A 17453-nucleotide genomic window follows, 5' to 3' on the forward strand; every position below is an offset into this window, starting at 1 on the left:
GAATAAAAGGGTTTACCCAAATGCGTACCGACTATTGCGGACTTATTGACAAGAAATACCTCGGCCAGACCGTCACCGTGAAGGGCTGGGCTCACCGCCGCCGCGACCATGGCGGCGTGATCTTCATCGACCTGCGCGACCGCGAAGGCCTGGTGCAGGTGGTGATTGATCCGGACACCCCGGAAGCGTTCCAGCTGGCCGACAGCAGCCGCGGCGAATACGTGCTGTCCATCACCGGCATCGTGCGCGAGCGTCCGGCCGGCACCGCCAACAGCAAGATGATTTCCGGCGAGATCGAAATCCTGGCCAAGGAAATCGAAATCCTCAACGCCGCCGCCACGCCTCCGTTCCAGATCGACGACGAAAACCTGTCCGAGAACGTGCGCCTGACCAACCGCGTGATTGATCTGCGCCGCCCGGCGATGCAGAAAAACCTGCGCTTGCGCTACAAGGTGGCGATGGGCGTGCGCAACCATCTGGACAAGCAGGGCTTCATCGATATCGAAACCCCGATGCTGACCCGCTCCACGCCGGAAGGCGCGCGCGATTACCTGGTGCCGTCCCGCGTGCATCCGGGCGAATTCTTCGCGTTGCCGCAATCGCCGCAGCTGTTCAAGCAATTGCTGATGGTGGCCGGCTTTGACCGCTACTACCAGATCACCAAGTGCTTCCGAGACGAAGACCTGCGCGCCGACCGTCAGCCGGAGTTCACCCAGATCGATATCGAGACCTCGTTCCTGAACGAGGATGAGATCATGGACATCACCGAGGGCATGACCAAGGAGATCTTCCGCGACGTGCTGGGCGTGGAGCTGCCGCAGTTCCCGCGCATGACTTACGCCGACGCGATGTTCTACTACGGCTCCGACAAGCCGGACATGCGCGTGGATCTGAAATTCACCGAACTGACCGATGTGATGAAGTCGGAAGAGTTCAAGGTGTTCCGCGGCGCGGCCGACATGGCGGGCGGTCGCGTGGTGGCCCTGCGCGTGCCGGGCGGTTCCGGCCTCAGCCGCAAGGAAATCGACGACTACACCCAGTTCGTCGGAATCTACGGCGCCAAGGGTCTGGCCTACATCAAGGTCAACGACGCCAGCAAGCCGACGGAAGAAGGCCTGCAGTCGCCCATCGTCAAGTTTCTGTCCGAGGGCGGCCTGAAAGCCATCATCGAGCGCACCGGCGCGCAAAACGGCGACATCATCTTCTTCGGCGCGGACAAGGCCAAGGTGGTGAACGAGGCCATCGGCGCGCTGCGCATCAAGATCGGCCACGAACACGGCCTGGCCAACGGCTACTTCGTCAAGGAATGGCGTCCGCTGTGGGTGGTGGACTTCCCGATGTTCGAGCACGACGAGGACGACGATCGCTGGACCGCTTGCCACCATCCGTTCACCAGCCCGAAGCCGGGCCACGAGGATCTGATGGCCACCGATCCGGGCGCCTGCCTGGCGCGCGCCTACGACATGGTGCTGAACGGCTGGGAAATCGGCGGCGGCTCCATCCGTATCCATCGCGCCGACATCCAGGAAAAAGTGTTCGGCGCGCTGAAAATCAGCCCGGAAGAGCAGCAGAACAAGTTCGGCTTCCTGTTGGACAACCTGAAGTTCGGCGCGCCGCCGCATGGCGGCCTGGCTTTCGGTCTGGACCGCCTGGTGACGCTGATGTGCGGCGCGGAGTCCATCCGCGACGTGATCGCCTTCCCGAAAACCCAGCGCGCTCAGTGCCTGCTGACCAACGCGCCCAACGCGGTGGACGACAAGCAACTGCGCGAACTGAACCTGCGTCTGCGCCAGAAGGCCGAGCCGTCCGCTTGATGCTGGTTTGATCCGACGATAACGGCCGTTGCGCAAGCAGCGGCCGTTTTTCATTCTGAGGCTCTTGACGGCCTTGGCTTGAACCTTGCGCTTTTGGCCCAATCTAACAGCAGCCTCATACTTGACGCGAGCGCCTGCCGGGCCGGCATTGCAAAACTTTATCGCAACGATATGGATTTACAATTTGCCGATGTTGGCGGGCCTGATTTATAAAGCCTCGCATTCCGCCGCGTTTCCCGACGCCCGATCAGGGAAGCGCAGTCATACCAAGACCTTTAAGGAGATCCGCAATGGCCGTACTCGTTGGCAAACAAGCCCCCTTCTTCGATGGCGCGAAAACCTTCTCCGCCGTGCTGGGCGATGGTCAGATCGTTGACAACTACTCCTTCAAGCAAGCTACCGCCGGCAAATACGCGGTAGTATTCTTCTACCCGCTGGACTTCACCTTCGTGTGCCCGTCCGAACTGATCGCTTTCGACCACCGTCTGGCCGACTTCAAAGCCAAGAACGTGGAAGTGATCGGCGTGTCCATCGACAGCCAGTTCACTCACGCCGCATGGCGCAATACCCCGGTGGAAAAAGGCGGCATCGGCCAGGTTGGCTACACCCTGGTGGCCGATATCCAGCACGAACTGTGCAAGGCCTTCGACGTTGAAGCCGATGGCGGCGTCGCTTTCCGCGGCTCTTTCCTGATCGACCGCTCCGGCGTGGTGCAGCACCAAGTGGTGAACAACCTGCCGCTGGGCCGCAACGTCGACGAAATGCTGCGCATGGTTGACGCGCTGCAGTTCACCGAAGAGCACGGCGAAGTATGCCCGGCGGGTTGGAACAAGGGTAAGAAAGGCATGAAGCCGAGCGCTGAAGGCGTGGCTTCCTACCTGGCTGAAAACGCCAAGGACCTGTAATCCGTCGTAAACGGATTGCGTCCAACCCTGCCCCGCGCGCCTTGGCCCGCGGGGCTTTTTATTGCGCGGCCTTGGCCGACTTGGCGCATTGCTCGCTATAACTAACAATAAGCTACCAAGATAATGACAGGCCCGAGCCATGTCTCTGCCGATCAGCCAGCTGGACAGCTACACCATGCTGCATGTGATGCGCTCCACCCACCTGTCCGTGCCGCACGCCTTGTTGGGCGCTGCCTTGCTGACCGGCCTGGAATGGGGGAGGGCGCCGCTTGCGGCCGCCTTGCTGTGGCTGCTGCTTTTTAGCCTGCTGCTGCTGAGCTTGTGGGGCACCACTTGGCGCGCCAGCCGCTGCCCCGAACACGACGATTGGCAGATCGCCGCCTTGTATCGGCGCTTCTCAGCGCAGATCGTCGCCGCGGGCTCGGGCTGGGGCGCCGCGGCCTGGATTCTGATGCCTGGAGACGATCTGACATATAGTCTGATCGTGGTGCTGTGGGGCATTGCGGTCAGCGCGGTGCAAGGCGCGATGCTGTCGGCGCGCCGTGAGCTGTTTTATGGTTTCGTCGGTCCGCTCTGGGGCTTGCTGCTGCTGCGTCTGTTCCTCTCTCCGGAGCCGGTGCTGCGCTGGGTGGGCGCTTCCGGCCTCGTCTATTGCCTGTCGCTGACGTTGTTCACCTCTTTGTTGCATCGCTTTGCGCTGGAGTCCATGGGACAGCGCGCAGAAAACGCCAGCCTGATGCGAGAGTTGACGTTGGAGCAGGCGCAGTTGGATAGTTACAACGCGATGCTGGAGCAGAAAAACATAGAACTGGACGGGGCGGTGGAGCGCATCAGCGAGCTGGCCTCGCGCGATCCCTTGACCGGCGTGTTGAACATGCGCTCCTTGATGCGGGAAATGGAGCGCTTGCTGGAACATTCGGAAACCCAGGGCGCGCCTTTCGCCATCGCCATCATCGATCTGGACCATTTCAAGCGCATCAACGACAGTTGCGGCCATGCGCGCGGCGACGAGGTGTTGCAACAGCTGTGCGCGCTGGCGCAGCAGGCGCTGGTGGATGGCGAGCTGTTCGGCCGTTACGGCGGGGAGGAGTTCCTGCTGCTGGCGCCTGCCTGCAGCGGCTCTGAGTTGAACCGGCGCATGGAGGCGCTGCGCGGCAAGGTGGGTGGCTGGGACTGGCGGCGTCTGACCGGCGACTTGCCCGTGACCTTGTCCTGCGGCGTGGCCGCCTGGCGGCGGGGCGTGGACCCGCTGAGTCTGCTGCAACAGGCGGACAAGGCGCTGTATCAAGCCAAGGCGCAGGGGCGCGACCGCGTCTGCCTGGCGAGAGAGGGCGAGGCGTGAGGCGGAGACTGGGCATTCTGATGCCGTTTCCCTGGCAAGCGCCTCATCCGCAGTTGGAGGCGGAATTGGTGCGTCAGTTCGTTTCCATGCTCCAGCTTTCGATTCTGCAGTCTTTCATCGCCATCCCGCTATTTGGTCTGCTGATGTTCGGGCATGCGCCCGGCTGGCGCATCTTGAGCTGGGTGGGGATGTTCCTGCTGATGCAGTTGCTGTTCGCGCGCCTGGTTTATCGTTTTCGCCGTGACGCGCATAGCCAGGATCAAGTGTTCCGGCATTATCAGGCGCTGCGGCAGTTGATGCTGTTCAGCGCGCTGGTGTGGAGCATGATGATGTGGTTCATGTTTCCCCAGACGGAGGGGCCTTACCGCATCGTGGTGGTGCTGTGGCTAGCCGGCGGCTTCGCCGCGGTCTGCCTGCTGCTGGCCCCGTGCCGCGATCTGCACCTGACGTTTTTCGTCGGTTACTGGATATACCCGCTGTATCGTTTCCACTGCGAGGGCACTTTGCTGTACAGCGCTTTGCTGGTGGGCGCGGTGATCTTCATCCTGGTGCAGTGGGAATTCCTGTCCAGCTTCAATCCCCTGCTGCGCGACACCGTGAGACTGCGCGAGCGCAATGCGGTGGTGCTGCGCTGCCTGCAAGCGCTGTACGCGGAAAGCGCGGCCAAGCGGGAACTGCTGGAGCAGCGCAGGCAGATGTTGCAGCAGGCGGCTGAGCAGATGAATCTGCTGGCGGACTCCGACGTGTTGACCGGCTGCTTGAATCAGCGGGCCTTGCGTTGCCGGATGGCGGAACTGGATCAGTCCAACGAGGCGGTCTGGAGCCTGGCGATGTTGGATCTGGACGAGTTCAAGCAAGTGAACGACCGCTTTGGCCATTTGGTGGGCGACCAGGTGTTGCAGCAGGCGGCGCAGCTCATTGCCTCCTGTCTGGAGGGCTGGATGACGCTGGCGCGCTATGGCGGAGAGGAGTTTGTGGTGCTGGCCCCTGGCTTGGCGCCTGAGAGGCTGGCGGAGAAGATGGAGGCGGTCAGGCTGCGCCTGGCCCAAGCTCAACTGGACGGATTACCCGACGGCTACGCGCAGACGGTGTCCATCGGCGTGGCGGGCCAGCCGCCACTGAACGGCAGCCAGCAGGCTTTGCTGCAGGCGGACGCCGCCTTGTACCGGGCCAAAGCATCCGGTCGCAACCGGGTGTGCGTGTGGGACGCTGAGCCGGAGCGGGGTTAGAACCTGTTCACGATCTGCTGCGCTGCGGCGATACGGCGTTAAAAACAAGCTCAAAATGCTCATGTACCACGTGTACATTCCGCTTTTTCGCTCGTTTTCGCCTTGTCTCGCTCTTGCTCGCGAGATCGTGAACAGGCTCTTAGAGCTTGTTCAAAGTCTGCTGCGCCGCGGCGATACGGCGTTGAAAACCGCTTCAAAATGCTCATGCACCGTGTGTACACTCCGCTTCTTCATCCGTTTTCGTCCTGTCTCGCTCTTGCTCGCGAGATTTTGAACAGGCTCTAATACAGTCGCCGCCGCAAATGTCCCGACGCAACGGAAAACCGCCGCGCGGGAGGTGTTTCAGCTCAGCGGCAGCTTGGCCTTGACCGTGCGCATCATCGCGGGCTGGGCGGCGGCGACAGGGTGCAGCCCGTCCGGTTGGAACTGGGACAAATCGGCCTCGAAGCCGGCCACCAGCAAGGGCACGAAGGAGAGGCGCTCGCGTTTGGCCAAGTCGGCGTAGGCTTTGCGGAACTCGGCGCCGTATTGCGGGCCATAGTTCGGGGGCAGGGCCATGCCCACCAGCACTACCTTGGCCTTGCTTTGTTTGGCCAAGGCGATCATCTTGGACAGGTTGCCGCGCATCTGCTCCAGCGGCAGGCCGCGCAGCCCGTCGTTGGCGCCCAGCTCCAGCACCACGATGTCCGGACGATGGCGCGCCAGTGCGTCTGGCAACCTGGCCAGGCCGCCGGCGGTGGTTTCGCCTGAGATGCTGGCATTGACGATGCGGTGCTTCGCCCCCATCTCCTTGGCGAGCAGGCTGACCCAGCCCTGGCCGGGAGACAGGCCGTAACCGGCGGACAGGCTGTCTCCGAATACCAATATCGTGGCGGCGGACGCCGGCAACATCAGCAGGCACAGGCCGGCGGAAAGTAGAACTTTGCTTAGTATCGAGCGCATAAATGAATCCAATTGAAACTCAGGCGGTGTTGTCGGCCAGCGAGCTGGCCAAGCAGGTGCATTTCCACGGCGAGCCGCTGAACATCCTGCGCAGCGCCACGCTAACCCTGTATCCGGGCGAGAGCGTGGCCATCGTCGGCGCTTCCGGTTCCGGCAAGTCTACCCTGTTGTCCCTGTTGGCGGGTCTGGATCATCCGTCCGGCGGCGAGGTGTCCTTGTTTGGCCAAGCCTTGTCCGGCTTGAGCGAAGACGCGCGCGCGCTGCTGCGCAGAGACAAGGTGGGGTTCGTGTTCCAGAATTTCCAGCTGATGCCGCAACTGACCGCGCAGGAAAACGTGATGCTGCCGCTGGAGCTGGCCGGCCGCGCCGACGCGCGCGAAGCGGCGCGCCAGATGCTGGACCGCGTCGGCCTCAGCCATAGGCTGGGCCATTATCCGCGCCACTTGTCCGGCGGCGAGCAGCAACGAGTCGCCTTGGCGCGCGCCTTCGTCATTCACCCCGGGCTATTGTTCGCCGACGAGCCCACCGGCAATCTGGACCCGCACAGCGGCCGCCAGATCATCGATCTGCTGTTCCAGCTCAACGCCGAGCAGGGCACCGCTCTGGTGCTGGTCACCCACGACACCGAGCTGGCCAGCCGCTGCGACGCCATCTACCGGCTGGTGGAAGGCAAGCTCAACGGGGCGCGCTCATGACTCTCGCCGGCCGCTTAACCTTGGTGTTGCGCTTCATCCGCCGCGAACTGGTGTCCGGCGAGCTCACCATCCTGGCCCTGGCTCTGGTGGTGGCGGTGATGGCGATGAGCAGCGTGGCCTTTTTCTCCGACCGCGTAGAGCGCGCGCTGACCACCCAGGCCACGCAGCTGCTGGCCGCGGACTTGGTGCTCAACGGCAATCAGCCGGCGTCGGAGCCTATCCGCCGCGAGGCGGAGAAGCGGGGCCTGCGGCTGGCCGACAACATCAGCTTTCCTTCCATGGTGTTTTCCGGCGGCCAGGCGGCTTTGGCCACGTATAAATCGGTCAGCGACAACTATCCCCTGCGCGGCGAAGTCAGCGTGAGGCTGGCCGACGGCCGCATCGCCAGCGGCAGCTTGCGACCGGCCGCGGGCACTGCCTGGGCCGACGCCAGGCTGATGCGGCGCTTGAAGCTGAAGCTGGGCGACACCCTGGGCGTGGGAGGCGCGCAACTGCGGCTGGCCGGCGAAATCATCCGCGAGCCGGACGGCGCGATGGATTTGTACAACTTCGTGCCGCGGCTGATGTTCAACCGCGCCGACCTGGCCGCCACCGGCCTGATCCAGGAAGGCAGCCGCGCGCGGTGGCGCTTGATGTTCGCCGGCGACGATCGCGGCATCGCCGATTTCCGCCAGTGGCTGGACAAGGCCAAGCCCAAAGACGCGCGGCTGGAAAACGTCGAGGAGGCGAGGCCGGAGGTGCGCACAGCGCTGGAGCGCGCGCGGCGCTTTCTCGGCCTGACCGCGATGCTGACCGTGGCGCTGGCCGCGTCAGCGGTGGCGCTGGTGGTTCGCCGTTACCTGGCGCGCCATTGGCAGCAGGTGGCGGTGCTGCGCTGCCTGGGTCTGACGGCGGGCGAGGTGTGGGGCTTGTTCGTCAGCCTGTTTCTATTGTTGGGGCTGCTGGCCGGCGCTTTGGGCACCGCCGGCGGCTTCGGTGTGCAACTGGCGCTGATGCGGCTCGCCAGCGGTTATGTCGGCGAGATTCTGCCGGATCCGGGCTGGCTGACCTGGCTGGTGGGGCCGTTGGCCTCGCTGGTGTTGCTGGCCGGCCTGGCTCTGCCGCCCTTGATGGGCATACGCGACGTGCCGCCGGCGGCGGTGCTGCGCGATGAATTGACGCCGACGCGTCAGGGCCTGCTGGCGCCCTTGCTGGCCCTGGTGGCGCTGCTGGGCCTGGCCGCCTGGCAAGTTGGCGACCTGGCTGTGGCCGGCTGGCTGCTGGCCGGCATGCTGGGTTTCTTCGCCGCGGTGGGCGCGCTGGCGCTGGGCGTGGTCTATCTGATGCGGCGGCTGCCGCGCGGACGCCGCGTGGGCTGGCGCTTCGGCATCGCCAATATCGCCCGCCGCCACTGGCTGGCGGTGATCCAGATCGTGTCCTTGTCGGTGGGCCTGATGGCCTTGCTGACGCTGACCATTGTGCGCGACGACCTGATCGGCGCCTGGCAACGCAGCGTGCCGGCGGACGCGCCGAATAAATTCGTCATCAATATTCAGCGCCACCAGCTCGACGGCGTGCGCAACGCCTTCGCCGCGGAGGGACGCGCGGCGCCTGAATTGGCGCCCATGGTGCGGGCGCGGCTGATCGCGATCAACGAGCGCCCGGTACGGCCATCCGCGTATGAGGACGAACGCGCGCGGCGCTTGGCCGAGCGGGAGTTCAACCTCTCTTGGCGCGATGAGTTGCCGCCGGGCAACAAGCTGACGGCGGGCCAGTGGTGGCCAGTTCAGAAACGGATTCCGCCGCAGTTCTCGGTGGAACGGGAACTGGCCGGCACTTTGGGCATCAAGCTGGGCGATACGCTGGTTTTCGATCTGGCCGGCACCGCTTACCGCGCCAAGGTCACCAGTTTGCGCGAAGTGCCGTGGGACAGCTTCCGCGTCAATTTCTTCGTGATCGGCACGCCCGGTCAGTTCAGTCAGCAGCCGGCCAGTTGGATCACCAGCTTCCGGCTGGAGGCGGCGGACGAGGATTTCGTCAATCGCCTGGTGGGCGAGTTTCCCAATCTGACCGTGATCGACGTCGGGGCGATCCTGACCGAGGTGAGGGCGATGATGGACAAGCTGTCGCGCGGCATCGAGGCCATGTTCGGCCTGGCCTTGGCCGCCGGCGTGCTGGTGTTGTGGGCGTCGCTGGCGGCCACTCGCGACGAGAGGCTGTTCGATGTCGGTCTGATGCGGGCGCTGGGGGCGTCGCGGCGGCAGGTGCGCAGCGTGGTGCTGGCGGAACTGGCCTGGCTGGGCGCGTTTTCCGGTTTATTGGCGGCATTGGGCGCGATGGGCATCGGCGCTTTGGCTTCGGTCAAATTGTTCAACCTGCCCTTGGTGTTCAATCCGTGGCTGTTGCCCGCCGGCATCGCCTGTGGCGCGCTAGTGGTGGTGGTGGCCGGTTGGCCGCTCGTCGGGAGAGTGACCCGGACTTCGCCGATGGCGGTGTTGAGAGCGATTTGAGTTTGATGGTCAAAGCTGAGAGTCAAGCGGGGCGAAACCCGCAAGGAGACGCATGATGGATGCGATAGTACAGGCGGCAATGGCCAAGTGGCCGAACGTGCCCGCCGTGTTTGGCTGGTTGCGGCTGGACGCGCGCGGCCAGTGGTGGATCAAGGACGAGCGCTTGCAGCATGAGGCGATGACCGAGTTTTTTGGCCGCAACTACAGCCGCGACGGTCTGGGGCGCTGTTATGTGCAGAACGGGCCGCAAAAAGTCTATGTGACGCTGGACGCCGCGCCGCTGGTGGCGCGGCGCACTCCGTCGGGTTGGAGCACGCTGCCGTACGACGACGACGTGCCGGCGCGCTCCGCCTGGCTGACGCCGGAAGGCATGTTGTTGATCGAGATCGGCGGCGAGCTGGCGGCGGTGGATGACCGCGACCTGGCCGCGGTGCTGGAAGAAGGGGCGCCGGGCTGGGACGGCGACATGGCCTCGTTGCCGGACAGGCTGGCGTTGGGCAAGGCGGCGATTCCGCTGGGGAAGGAGAGCCTGCCGGATTTGTGGCTGCGTTACGGCATTGTCGGACGGCCCAAAGGCTGAGCCGTTTCACCGTCAAACAAAACCCCGGGCTTGCCCGGGGTTTTGTTTGGTCCGCGGATGGCTTAGAACCTGTTTACGATCTCGCGAACAAGGGCGAAACAAGGCGAAAACGGCTGAGAACGCCGAATGTACATGGCGTACATGAGCATTTTGAGCTTGTACTCACCGTGCAACGCTCCACGAAGCGCAGCAGACTTTGAACAAGCTCTTAGAGCGGACGCGACTCCACCTGCACCAGACGCTTGCGCCCAGCCAACATGCCCATGGCGAAGGTGGCGGCGGAGATGAGCGTGAACAACAGACCCAGCGGCCACAAGCTGTGGGTCTGGTCGCGGATCAGGCCTACGCTGAGCGGACCGAGAGAAGCCAGCGCATAGCCGACGCCCTGGGCCATGCCGGACAGATGAGCGGCCACATGGGGATCCGGCGAGCGCAACGCCAGCAGGCTCAACGCCATGCTGAACAGGCCGCCTTGGCCCAGACCCAGCAGCACCGCCCAGAACAGCAGGCTGTCTGTCGGCGCGAACAGCATGCCGAGCAGGCCGCTGATCACCAGCGCCACGGTGACGGCGATCGGCGGGCGCTGGTCGCGACAGCGCTGTCCCAGCGCCGGCACCAGCAGCGAGGACACCACCTGCACCATGATGGAAATGGACAGCAGCAGGCCGGCGTGCAGCGCGGTCTCGCCGCGGTCTATCAGGATGGACGGCAGCCAGCCGAACACGATGTAGGCCATCGACGACTGCAAACCCATGAACAAGGTGACTTGCCAGGCCAAGGGATCGCGCAGCAAGCCGCGCACCAGCCATTGACCGTGATGGGACGCCTGCCGGATCCGCGTTTGCGGCCACCACACCAGCAAGGCCAGCAGCGCCGGGCTTGCCCAGATCGCCAACGCGCCTTGCCAGCTGTCGCCCATCCAGCGCATGGCCGGCACGGTGAGACCGGCGGCCAGCGCCGCGCCCAGGCACAGCGCCATGGTGTAGACCCCGGTCATCAGGCTGACCTGAGCGGGGAAGTCGCGTTTGACAATGCCGGGCAGCAATACGCCTATGACGCCGATGCTGGCGCCGGCCAAGGCTGAACCGGCGAACAGGCCGAATTGACCGAACTGAGTGCGCAGCAAAATGCCCAGCGCCAGCGTCACCAGGATGAGCGCGATGGTTTTTTCGCTGCCCCAGAGGCGGGCCAACCGCGGCGCCAAGGGGCCGAAAAGACCGAGACAGGCCACGGGCAGCGTGGTGAGTAGGCCGGCCATCAGGCCGCTGAGCCCGCGGCTGGCGGCGACATCGCGCAGCACTGGGGACAGGCTGGACAGCGCCGGCCGCAGATTGACGCCGACCAGGATCAGGCCCAGCAGCAACAGCCAGGGACGGTGCAGCGCGGGACGTTGGCTTTGCACGCCGGCGTCGTCTATCTCGGCGTCGATCAGCGTGTCTTCGACCGGCAAATGATCCGGCACGGATTTGGAGGTGGACATGGGTCTTCCTTCTGCGCTTTTGTTGTTGTCGGAGCGGGCTCCCCGCGCCAGGGGGCCGACTCGAATCTGGCTCAAGCCGCGGCGGAGCGATTGAGCAAGCGGTCCAGCGCCTCCAGCAGGGGGCGGGTGATGGCGGCGGCGGCGCGCGCGGCCTCGTCCGGCCGGCGCAGCCGGATGGCTTCGTAAATGGCGTGGTGGGCGGCGAGGTCAGGGTCCGGCAGGGCCTCATCGAGGATGGATTGCTGCACGTGTTGGCGCACCGCGCGCGAAAAATAAGCGTAGAGTTCCGCCAGTGCCTGGTTGCCGCTGGCGTTGGCGACGGCGAGATGAAATTCCAGATCTCGTTCGATGAAGTTTTCCAGAGGCTCCTGCGGCAGCCGCTCTCCACGCCGCGCGAGCGCGTCCGCTATCGCGCTGAGATCCGCTTCCGGGCAGCGGCTGGCGGCCAGCCGCGCGGCGTTTTCCTCCAGCATGCAGCGCACTTCCAGATGTTCGCGCAGGCTGGCGCGGCTGATGGCGCGCATGGCGTCGCCGGGGTTGACCGTGGCGCGCACATAACTGCCGTCGCCCTGGCGCACTTCCAGCAGGCCGGCGTAAAGCAGCACCCGCACGGCTTCGCGCACCGTGTTCCGGCTGACGCCCAACTGTTCCGCCAGTTCCGGCTCGGTGGGAATGCGCGCGCCTAACGGCCAATCGCCGTCCGCCAGCCGCTTGGCGATGTTCTCCACCGCAATGTCGACTAGCGAGCGTTTATAGGGAAGCGCCGACATGACTTGCTCCTGATTCATCCAATCATCCGATGAATTTTAACGGGACAATACGGCACCGACAATGCTAAGTGGAAAACAAATAGCAAATATTACTTAAGCATAAGTGGAGATGCCGTTGCCGCTATTGTTGTTGGACAGGCCCAGGCCGTTGTTCAGAATCTGGGCACTGACCGCATAGGGCGCGCCCAGGGAGTAGACCATCGCGTACAGCGACAGCGCGCTGATCTGTTGCGCGCTCAGTTGGATGGAGCCGGACTGATTGACCGTCAAGGAGGAGAGATTGGCGGGAATGGTGTTGGAAGCCGGAGTGGCGGATTGTCGTATTTGTTGACTGAATTGCATTTTCTGCAAGGCGGTCAGGGTTTGCGGGATGGTGCCGTTGCCGTAGGAAGCGTAGCTATTGGCCAGCCAGTTCAATGCCCTGGCGGCGGTGTAGAGCAGGTTGGCCACGCCTTGGGAGTCGCTGCTGTAAGCGCTTTGCAGGCTGTTGTTGCTCAGGCTGAGGCTGCCCATCTGGCCGAACTGTTGCGGATACTGGAAGTTGAGGCCGATCTGGTTCAGCTTGACCAGCAGCGAGCTGCCGTTGCTGTAACTGGCGCTGGCCTGCTGGTTCATGCTGCTGGCCAATTGTTTGGCGATAGGGTCGCGACTGAGCAGGCCGCCGCTGACCAGCAGCGCGTTCAGGCTGCCTTGCAGAGTGTTGAAAGCGTCGGCCAGGGATTGCGCCTGTCCGTTGAGGCCGTTCAGGTCCAGCTTGACTGAAATATTGGTGCTGCCGGTGGACAGCAAGTCCATCGACACCGAGGAGCCCAAGGAGATGCCGCTGTTGCCGGCGTTGGAGCCGGAGGCGCCGTTGATCAGGTAGTTGGCGTTTTGCGCGGCCTGGGTCTGGGTCAGGTTCTGGCCGCTGCCCACCGCCTGGGTTTGGTCGAAAGCGAGACGGGACAGGCCGTTTTGGTCTGTATTGTTGCCGTCGTTATCGCTGACCAGGATCTGAAAGTTGTTGCTGGTGCCGGTCTGGGCAGCGCTGATCTGCAACTGATAATTGCCGGAGGCGTTCTGCACGATATTGGCCACCATGCCGACGCCGGAGCCGTTGATGGCGGTGGCGATGCTGGACAGCGTGCCGTTGTTGATGGACAGCGTGGCCGAACTGCCGCTGGGAGTGAAGCTGGTGGCCGAGGTGGGCGAGGTGTAGGCGTAGCTGCCGGTCTTGATGGTCAGGGTGCCGCTGCCCACCGCGGTGCTGCTGGTGTCCGGCAAGGTAAAGGCGGTGACTGCGCTGTGCGCCTGCGCCAGCTGCGAGATCGATACGCTGTAATTGCCGTTTTGCGCGCCGGCGGCGGTGGAAACGCGGGCCACCGACGGGTTGCTGCTGCTGCCGCTGATGGAATTGTTGACCGCGTATGGGGAATAAATCTGCTGCAGGCTGTCCTGGAAGATATTCAGGCTGGACAGCAATTGGCCCAGCCCGGAAATCAGCACCACATTGGGATCGGTGCCGGCGCTTTGCGAGCTGTTGCCGCTGCGGATGAGCGGGACAATGGGAGATGAGCCCAATAAACCGCTCAAGAGTTGATTGTTATTGCCGAAAAGCGATAACAGCGGATTGTAATTTCCGAGGATATTGTTTGCCATGGCTCACCCGCAGAATCCCTGTTGCCACCTCTCAGTGTAGGTGAAGAATCAGGGATTTGCCGGTGAGCGGGCTGTCCCGGCGGACAGGCCGCCGGGAAGGAGACTTACTTGGCCGGGGCCGCGTCCTTCACGCATTTCTTCACGAAGCTGGCCTTGGCCGCGCCGGCCAGTTTCTTCTCGGCGGCTTTGGCGTCACAGCTTTTTTGGGCGTTGGCGGCGGCGCCGTCTTTCTCGCATTTCTTCAGGAAGCTGCTCTTGGCGGCGCCGGCCAGTTTTTTCTCGGCGGCTTTGGCGTCGCAGGCGGCGTCAGCCAGCGCCAGGTTGGCGGAAGTCAGGGCCAGAACAGCGATCATCAGGTATTTGCGCATGATTCATCCTTAGTAGGGCGGGTTGTCGGTCCCATGACGGGCGAGAAAAACGATACTCCAAGTTATAGCGCATGAACACTGCATTTTGTTGACGTCATGTAACGGCTTGCATCAATAGATATCAGTATCGTTAGCAAAATCGACAAGGGGTCAAAGCGCGAACAGGTTCTCAGTCGTAGCGGCGCTGACGCGCGTTGAGACGATAAACCAGGGCCAGGGTGGAGAAGGCGAACAAGACCAGCAATAGCCCCAGACGGTGCGCGCTGGCGTAGTCCGCCTGCTCAACATGGTTGTACAGCGCGATGGAAATGACCCGGGTTTCCCCTTCGATATTGCCGCCTATCATCAGCACCACCCCGAACTCGCCCACGGTGTGGGCGAAGCCCATGCTGGCGGCGGCGAGCACGCCGGAACGACAGCTGGGCAGAATGACGCGGGTCAGCCGCTGCCAGCGGTTGGCGCCCAGCATCATCGCGGTTTCGATTTCCTCGCGCCGCACCGCGTTGAAGCTGACGATGAGCGGCTGCAGCACGAAGGGCAGGGAATACAGCACCGAGGCGATGATCAGCCCCTGAAAGGTGAAGGCGAGGCCGGGCCAGCCCAGCCAGGCGGTCAGCTGGCCGATGGGACCATGCGGGCCGAAGGCCACCAGTAGATAGAAGCCCAGCACCGTGGGCGGCAGCACCAGCGGCAAGGTTGCGCCGGCCTCTATCACCGGTTTGAGGCGGGAGCGCGTGCGCGACAGCCACCAGCCCAGCGGCACGCACAGCACGAGCAGGATCAGGGTGCTGATGGCGGCCAGCCGCAGCGTGAGGGCGATGGCCGCCCATTCGGAAGCCGTCATTGCGCGAAGTCGTAGCCCGCTTTCTTGATCAGCGCGCGCGCCTTGTCGCCCTTGAGGAAGGCGAGAAAGGCCCTGGCCGCCGGGGTGTCGCGCACGAGCAGCGCGTCCTGGCGGATGGGCTGATGCAGCTTGGCGGGCACCAGCCAGTAGTGCTTGGAGATGCCTTGCTCCAACAATTGCGCGTAAGCGACGAAGGCGAAGTCGGCTCCGCCGACTTGGGCGAACTGCATGGTCTGGCTGATATTGTCGCCGGTGACGAACTTGGGCTTGAGCGCGTCGGCGAGCTTCAGCGCGGTCAGGGTTTCCATCGCGGCGCGGCCGTAGGGCGCGGCCGCCGGGTTGGCGATGGCCAGTTTGTTGAAGTTGCCGCCGCGCAGCGCGGCTTCGCCCGCGTCGTCGCGCTGCTTGCTCCATAACGCGAGTTTGCCGATGGCGTAGGTGAAGCGGCTGTCGGGTTTGCCTATCTTGTCGCGCAGCAATTCGGCAGGGCGTTCGTCGTCCGCGGACAGGAACACGTCAAACGGCGCGCCCTGGCGGATCTGCGCGGCCAGCTTGCCGGAAGCGCCGCCGCTAGCCTTGATGTCGTGGCCGCTGGCTGCCTTGAACTCCACCGCGACCTTGTCCAGCGTCTGCTGGAAATTGCTGGCGACCGCCACGGTGACGGTGTCGGCGGCGGCGAACAGCGGGGACAGCAACAGCAACAAGCTCAAGACTTTGCGCGGCATGGTCTGCTTCCTGACAGGGTATGAGGCGACCATTATGCCGCCAGCCCGGGCGCTAGCCTACTCCCCAAACGGTGTAGCCGCCGCCAAGTGTTGGGCCATCTGCCGCGCGTGATGGCGGCTCCAAAGGTCGACGCGCTGTTGCAGCCACTCCGCGTTGGATGGTTGCGCGTCGTCCGGATTGAATTCTTTTCCCAGCAGGTTGACGCCGCCGGCCAGCAGCAATCCGGACTCCGAGTCCTCCAGCTGGCCTATGGTGGAGACTTGGGCGAGGTAGGGGTCGATGTCGTCGGCGAAGCGGGCCAGATTGAGTGAGGCCTGCAATGGCCGCCGCGCATCCGGTCCGGCCAGTTCCTTCAGCATGTCGCCCACCGCCACGCGCAGTCGGGCGATGCCCGGTCCGGCCGCGTCGGCCACCGGCAGCCCCTCGAGGCATAGCGCCCGGGCCAGGCTGTTGCGGTAGCAGGCGTCGAGCCGGTTATGCTCATCCGCCGCCGTGGCCTGCCATTGGCCGTCCGCTTGGCGGCCCAGAAAGATCAGCGGTTCGATCAGGATGCCGTGATAGCGTTTCAGATCAACGCCGGGCTGCAGGTAGAGCACCTGGCCGGCATGATCCGGGCTGGGGTGGAAGGCTTCGCTGGGCAGCAGGACCAGATTCTCCGGCTTGTCCCCGGCGTGACCGATATTGGCCAGCAAGGCGGAAGCCATCAGCGCGCAGGCGAGTTTAAAGAAGGGTTTCATCGTGCGGGCTCAATGGGGATTGCGTGGGAGATGGACTGCGGCCGCCCAGCGGCGTTCCATCGATATTGTTGCGACTTTGTGACGAGGCGGACTATCTTCATGCGGTTTATTGCGCAGGCGAGGCCGCGCCGTGCCGCGCTGTCGGCGTCAATTGCTGGCGCAGCAACGGGGACCAATCCTGGATCAGCAATTGCCGCCAGCCGTCGTCCTCGTCGCTGGCTTCGGCTTCGGCCTGTGACTGCATGGTGACGCCGCCGGCGACCACGCCTCGTCCCATCGCGTCTTCCAATTGAGACACCGAGGACACCAGTTGCAGATACGGTTCTATATTGGAAGCCATGCAAGGCAGCTGCAGGGCCACGTGACTGCTGCTCAACGGTTGGCTGTCTTGGGCGATCCGAGACTGGCGCGCCGCCACCGCGATGCGCAAGCGCAGCACGCCTGGGGTGGCGATGTCGGTCAGCGCGATCGGCCAAGCTTGCAACAGCGCGGCCACTTGGCGGCGCAGGATCTGGTTGACGATTTCTTGTTCCGCGGCTTGCAGTAACTGCCAGCCGCCGTCCTGTTGCCGGTTCAGCAGCAACAGCGGTTCCACGATCAGCGCGTGGTAGTCGTTCAGCGCCGTGGGCGATTGCAGGTAAGTCAATTGCTGCGCATGCCGGCCTTGCCGGAAGGCTGCCATCGGCAGGCGCCATAAATCCCTGTCGGTCTGCCGGACTGCCGCCAATCTGGCCAGCGCCGTCCAGGCCACCAATGCGCATCCCAGATTGAAGAATGGCTTCATGAAAAGACTCGCATCATTTAAGCAGTCCATTTAATCAGGTATAGAACGCGAGCAAAACTATGCAAAATGGAAAGGTGGACAGTTGATTTGGCGCAAACTTTGCTTGATTG

The 17453-nt window shown here is 63.7% G+C and carries 16 protein-coding genes; 7 read left to right on the plus strand and 9 right to left on the minus strand.

What is annotated here, in order from left to right; all coding sequences use genetic code 11:
- Window positions 1-20 precede the first annotated feature (20 nt).
- From aspS to BR71_RS22675, 4 genes are all read left to right on the plus strand, one after another.
- Complete coding sequence (gene aspS, locus BR71_RS02165) at window positions 21-1814, plus strand: aspartate--tRNA ligase (protein ID WP_043632136.1); 1794 nt, start codon at window positions 21-23, stop codon at window positions 1812-1814.
- Between the two features lie 290 nt (window positions 1815-2104).
- Entirely contained in the window at window positions 2105-2719 is a 615-nt protein-coding gene (locus tag BR71_RS02170) for a peroxiredoxin (protein WP_019103359.1), read from the plus strand.
- Window positions 2720-2858: 139 nt separating this feature from the next.
- Complete coding sequence (locus BR71_RS22670; protein ID WP_052370274.1) at window positions 2859-4061, plus strand: GGDEF domain-containing protein; 1203 nt, start codon at window positions 2859-2861, stop codon at window positions 4059-4061.
- On the plus strand, window positions 4058-5290 hold the full coding sequence (locus BR71_RS22675; RefSeq protein WP_141113294.1) for a GGDEF domain-containing protein: 1233 nt from the start codon (window positions 4058-4060) through the stop codon (window positions 5288-5290). Before BR71_RS22670 ends, BR71_RS22675 begins: the two co-directional genes overlap by 4 nt.
- 342 nt (window positions 5291-5632) lie before the next feature.
- Here the strand turns inward: BR71_RS22675 and BR71_RS02185 are convergent, their stop codons facing one another.
- On the minus strand, window positions 5633-6232 hold the full coding sequence (locus tag BR71_RS02185) for an arylesterase (RefSeq protein ID WP_043592837.1): 600 nt from the start codon (window positions 6230-6232) through the stop codon (window positions 5633-5635).
- 2 nt (window positions 6233-6234) lie between these two features.
- On the opposite strand from BR71_RS02185, the gene BR71_RS02190 reads away from it, so the two are divergent.
- From BR71_RS02190 to BR71_RS02200, 3 genes are read left to right on the plus strand one after another with little or no spacing between them, the layout of a single operon-like run.
- A complete protein-coding gene (locus tag BR71_RS02190) occupies window positions 6235-6927 on the plus strand; it encodes an ABC transporter ATP-binding protein (RefSeq protein WP_043632139.1) in 693 nt (230 codons plus the stop codon).
- Window positions 6924-9416: an ABC transporter permease gene (locus BR71_RS02195; RefSeq protein WP_043632142.1), complete on the plus strand. Its 2493-nt coding sequence runs from the start codon at window positions 6924-6926 to the stop codon at window positions 9414-9416. Before BR71_RS02190 ends, BR71_RS02195 begins: the two co-directional genes overlap by 4 nt.
- 55 nt (window positions 9417-9471) lie before the next feature.
- Complete coding sequence (locus tag BR71_RS02200) at window positions 9472-9996, plus strand: DUF2946 family protein (protein WP_043592832.1); 525 nt, start codon at window positions 9472-9474, stop codon at window positions 9994-9996.
- Between the two features lie 208 nt (window positions 9997-10204).
- On the opposite strand, the gene BR71_RS02205 is transcribed toward BR71_RS02200, so the two are convergent.
- From BR71_RS02205 to BR71_RS02240, 8 genes are all read right to left on the minus strand, one after another.
- A complete protein-coding gene (locus BR71_RS02205; protein WP_052370275.1) occupies window positions 10205-11476 on the minus strand; it encodes a CynX/NimT family MFS transporter in 1272 nt (423 codons plus the stop codon).
- Window positions 11477-11547: 71 nt separating this feature from the next.
- Window positions 11548-12246, minus strand: coding sequence for a FadR/GntR family transcriptional regulator (locus BR71_RS02210; RefSeq protein ID WP_043592880.1), 699 nt, complete (start codon window positions 12244-12246; stop codon window positions 11548-11550).
- 93 nt (window positions 12247-12339) lie between these two features.
- On the minus strand, window positions 12340-13806 hold the full coding sequence (gene fliD, locus BR71_RS02215) for a flagellar filament capping protein FliD (RefSeq protein ID WP_162179185.1): 1467 nt from the start codon (window positions 13804-13806) through the stop codon (window positions 12340-12342).
- Between the two features lie 182 nt (window positions 13807-13988).
- The gene (locus tag BR71_RS02220; RefSeq protein ID WP_019101887.1) at window positions 13989-14252 is read right to left on the minus strand and encodes a hypothetical protein; all 264 of its coding nucleotides are present in this window, start codon (window positions 14250-14252) and stop codon (window positions 13989-13991) included.
- Window positions 14253-14421: 169 nt separating this feature from the next.
- Window positions 14422-15096: a molybdate ABC transporter permease subunit gene (modB, locus tag BR71_RS02225; RefSeq protein ID WP_043632153.1), complete on the minus strand. Its 675-nt coding sequence runs from the start codon at window positions 15094-15096 to the stop codon at window positions 14422-14424.
- Window positions 15093-15821 (minus strand): molybdate ABC transporter substrate-binding protein, encoded by a 729-nt coding sequence (gene modA, locus BR71_RS02230; protein WP_043632156.1) that lies wholly within the window; start codon window positions 15819-15821, stop codon window positions 15093-15095. Before modA ends, modB begins: the two co-directional genes overlap by 4 nt.
- Window positions 15822-15878: 57 nt before the next feature.
- A complete protein-coding gene (locus BR71_RS02235; protein ID WP_043632158.1) occupies window positions 15879-16559 on the minus strand; it encodes a DUF3313 family protein in 681 nt (226 codons plus the stop codon).
- Window positions 16560-16665: 106 nt separating this feature from the next.
- Window positions 16666-17343: a DUF3313 family protein gene (locus tag BR71_RS02240; protein ID WP_043632163.1), complete on the minus strand. Its 678-nt coding sequence runs from the start codon at window positions 17341-17343 to the stop codon at window positions 16666-16668.
- Between the last annotated feature and the right edge of the window lie 110 nt (window positions 17344-17453).

Origin of the sequence: Chromobacterium haemolyticum DSM 19808, assembly GCF_000711885.1 — a bacterium.
Taxonomy (GTDB): domain Bacteria; phylum Pseudomonadota; class Gammaproteobacteria; order Burkholderiales; family Chromobacteriaceae; genus Chromobacterium; species Chromobacterium haemolyticum.

Excerpts from the sequence above, each read along its gene's own strand:
- aspS (WP_043632136.1), top strand. The coding sequence starts at position 21 with ATGCGTACCGACTATTGCGGACTTATTGACAAGAAATACCTCGGCCAG.
- BR71_RS02170 (WP_019103359.1), top strand. The coding sequence starts at position 2,105 with ATGGCCGTACTCGTTGGCAAACAAGCCCCCTTCTTCGATGGCGCGAAA.
- BR71_RS22670 (WP_052370274.1), top strand. The coding sequence starts at position 2,859 with ATGTCTCTGCCGATCAGCCAGCTGGACAGCTACACCATGCTGCATGTG.
- BR71_RS02185 (WP_043592837.1), bottom strand. The coding sequence starts at position 6,232 with ATGCGCTCGATACTAAGCAAAGTTCTACTTTCCGCCGGCCTGTGCCTG.
- BR71_RS02190 (WP_043632139.1), top strand. The coding sequence starts at position 6,235 with ATGAATCCAATTGAAACTCAGGCGGTGTTGTCGGCCAGCGAGCTGGCC.
- BR71_RS02195 (WP_043632142.1), top strand. The coding sequence starts at position 6,924 with ATGACTCTCGCCGGCCGCTTAACCTTGGTGTTGCGCTTCATCCGCCGC.
- BR71_RS02200 (WP_043592832.1), top strand. The coding sequence starts at position 9,472 with ATGGATGCGATAGTACAGGCGGCAATGGCCAAGTGGCCGAACGTGCCC.
- BR71_RS02205 (WP_052370275.1), bottom strand. The coding sequence starts at position 11,476 with ATGTCCACCTCCAAATCCGTGCCGGATCATTTGCCGGTCGAAGACACG.
- BR71_RS02210 (WP_043592880.1), bottom strand. The coding sequence starts at position 12,246 with ATGTCGGCGCTTCCCTATAAACGCTCGCTAGTCGACATTGCGGTGGAG.
- BR71_RS02220 (WP_019101887.1), bottom strand. The coding sequence starts at position 14,252 with ATGCGCAAATACCTGATGATCGCTGTTCTGGCCCTGACTTCCGCCAAC.
- modB (WP_043632153.1), bottom strand. The coding sequence starts at position 15,096 with ATGACGGCTTCCGAATGGGCGGCCATCGCCCTCACGCTGCGGCTGGCC.
- modA (WP_043632156.1), bottom strand. The coding sequence starts at position 15,821 with ATGCCGCGCAAAGTCTTGAGCTTGTTGCTGTTGCTGTCCCCGCTGTTC.
- BR71_RS02235 (WP_043632158.1), bottom strand. The coding sequence starts at position 16,559 with ATGAAACCCTTCTTTAAACTCGCCTGCGCGCTGATGGCTTCCGCCTTG.
- BR71_RS02240 (WP_043632163.1), bottom strand. The coding sequence starts at position 17,343 with ATGAAGCCATTCTTCAATCTGGGATGCGCATTGGTGGCCTGGACGGCG.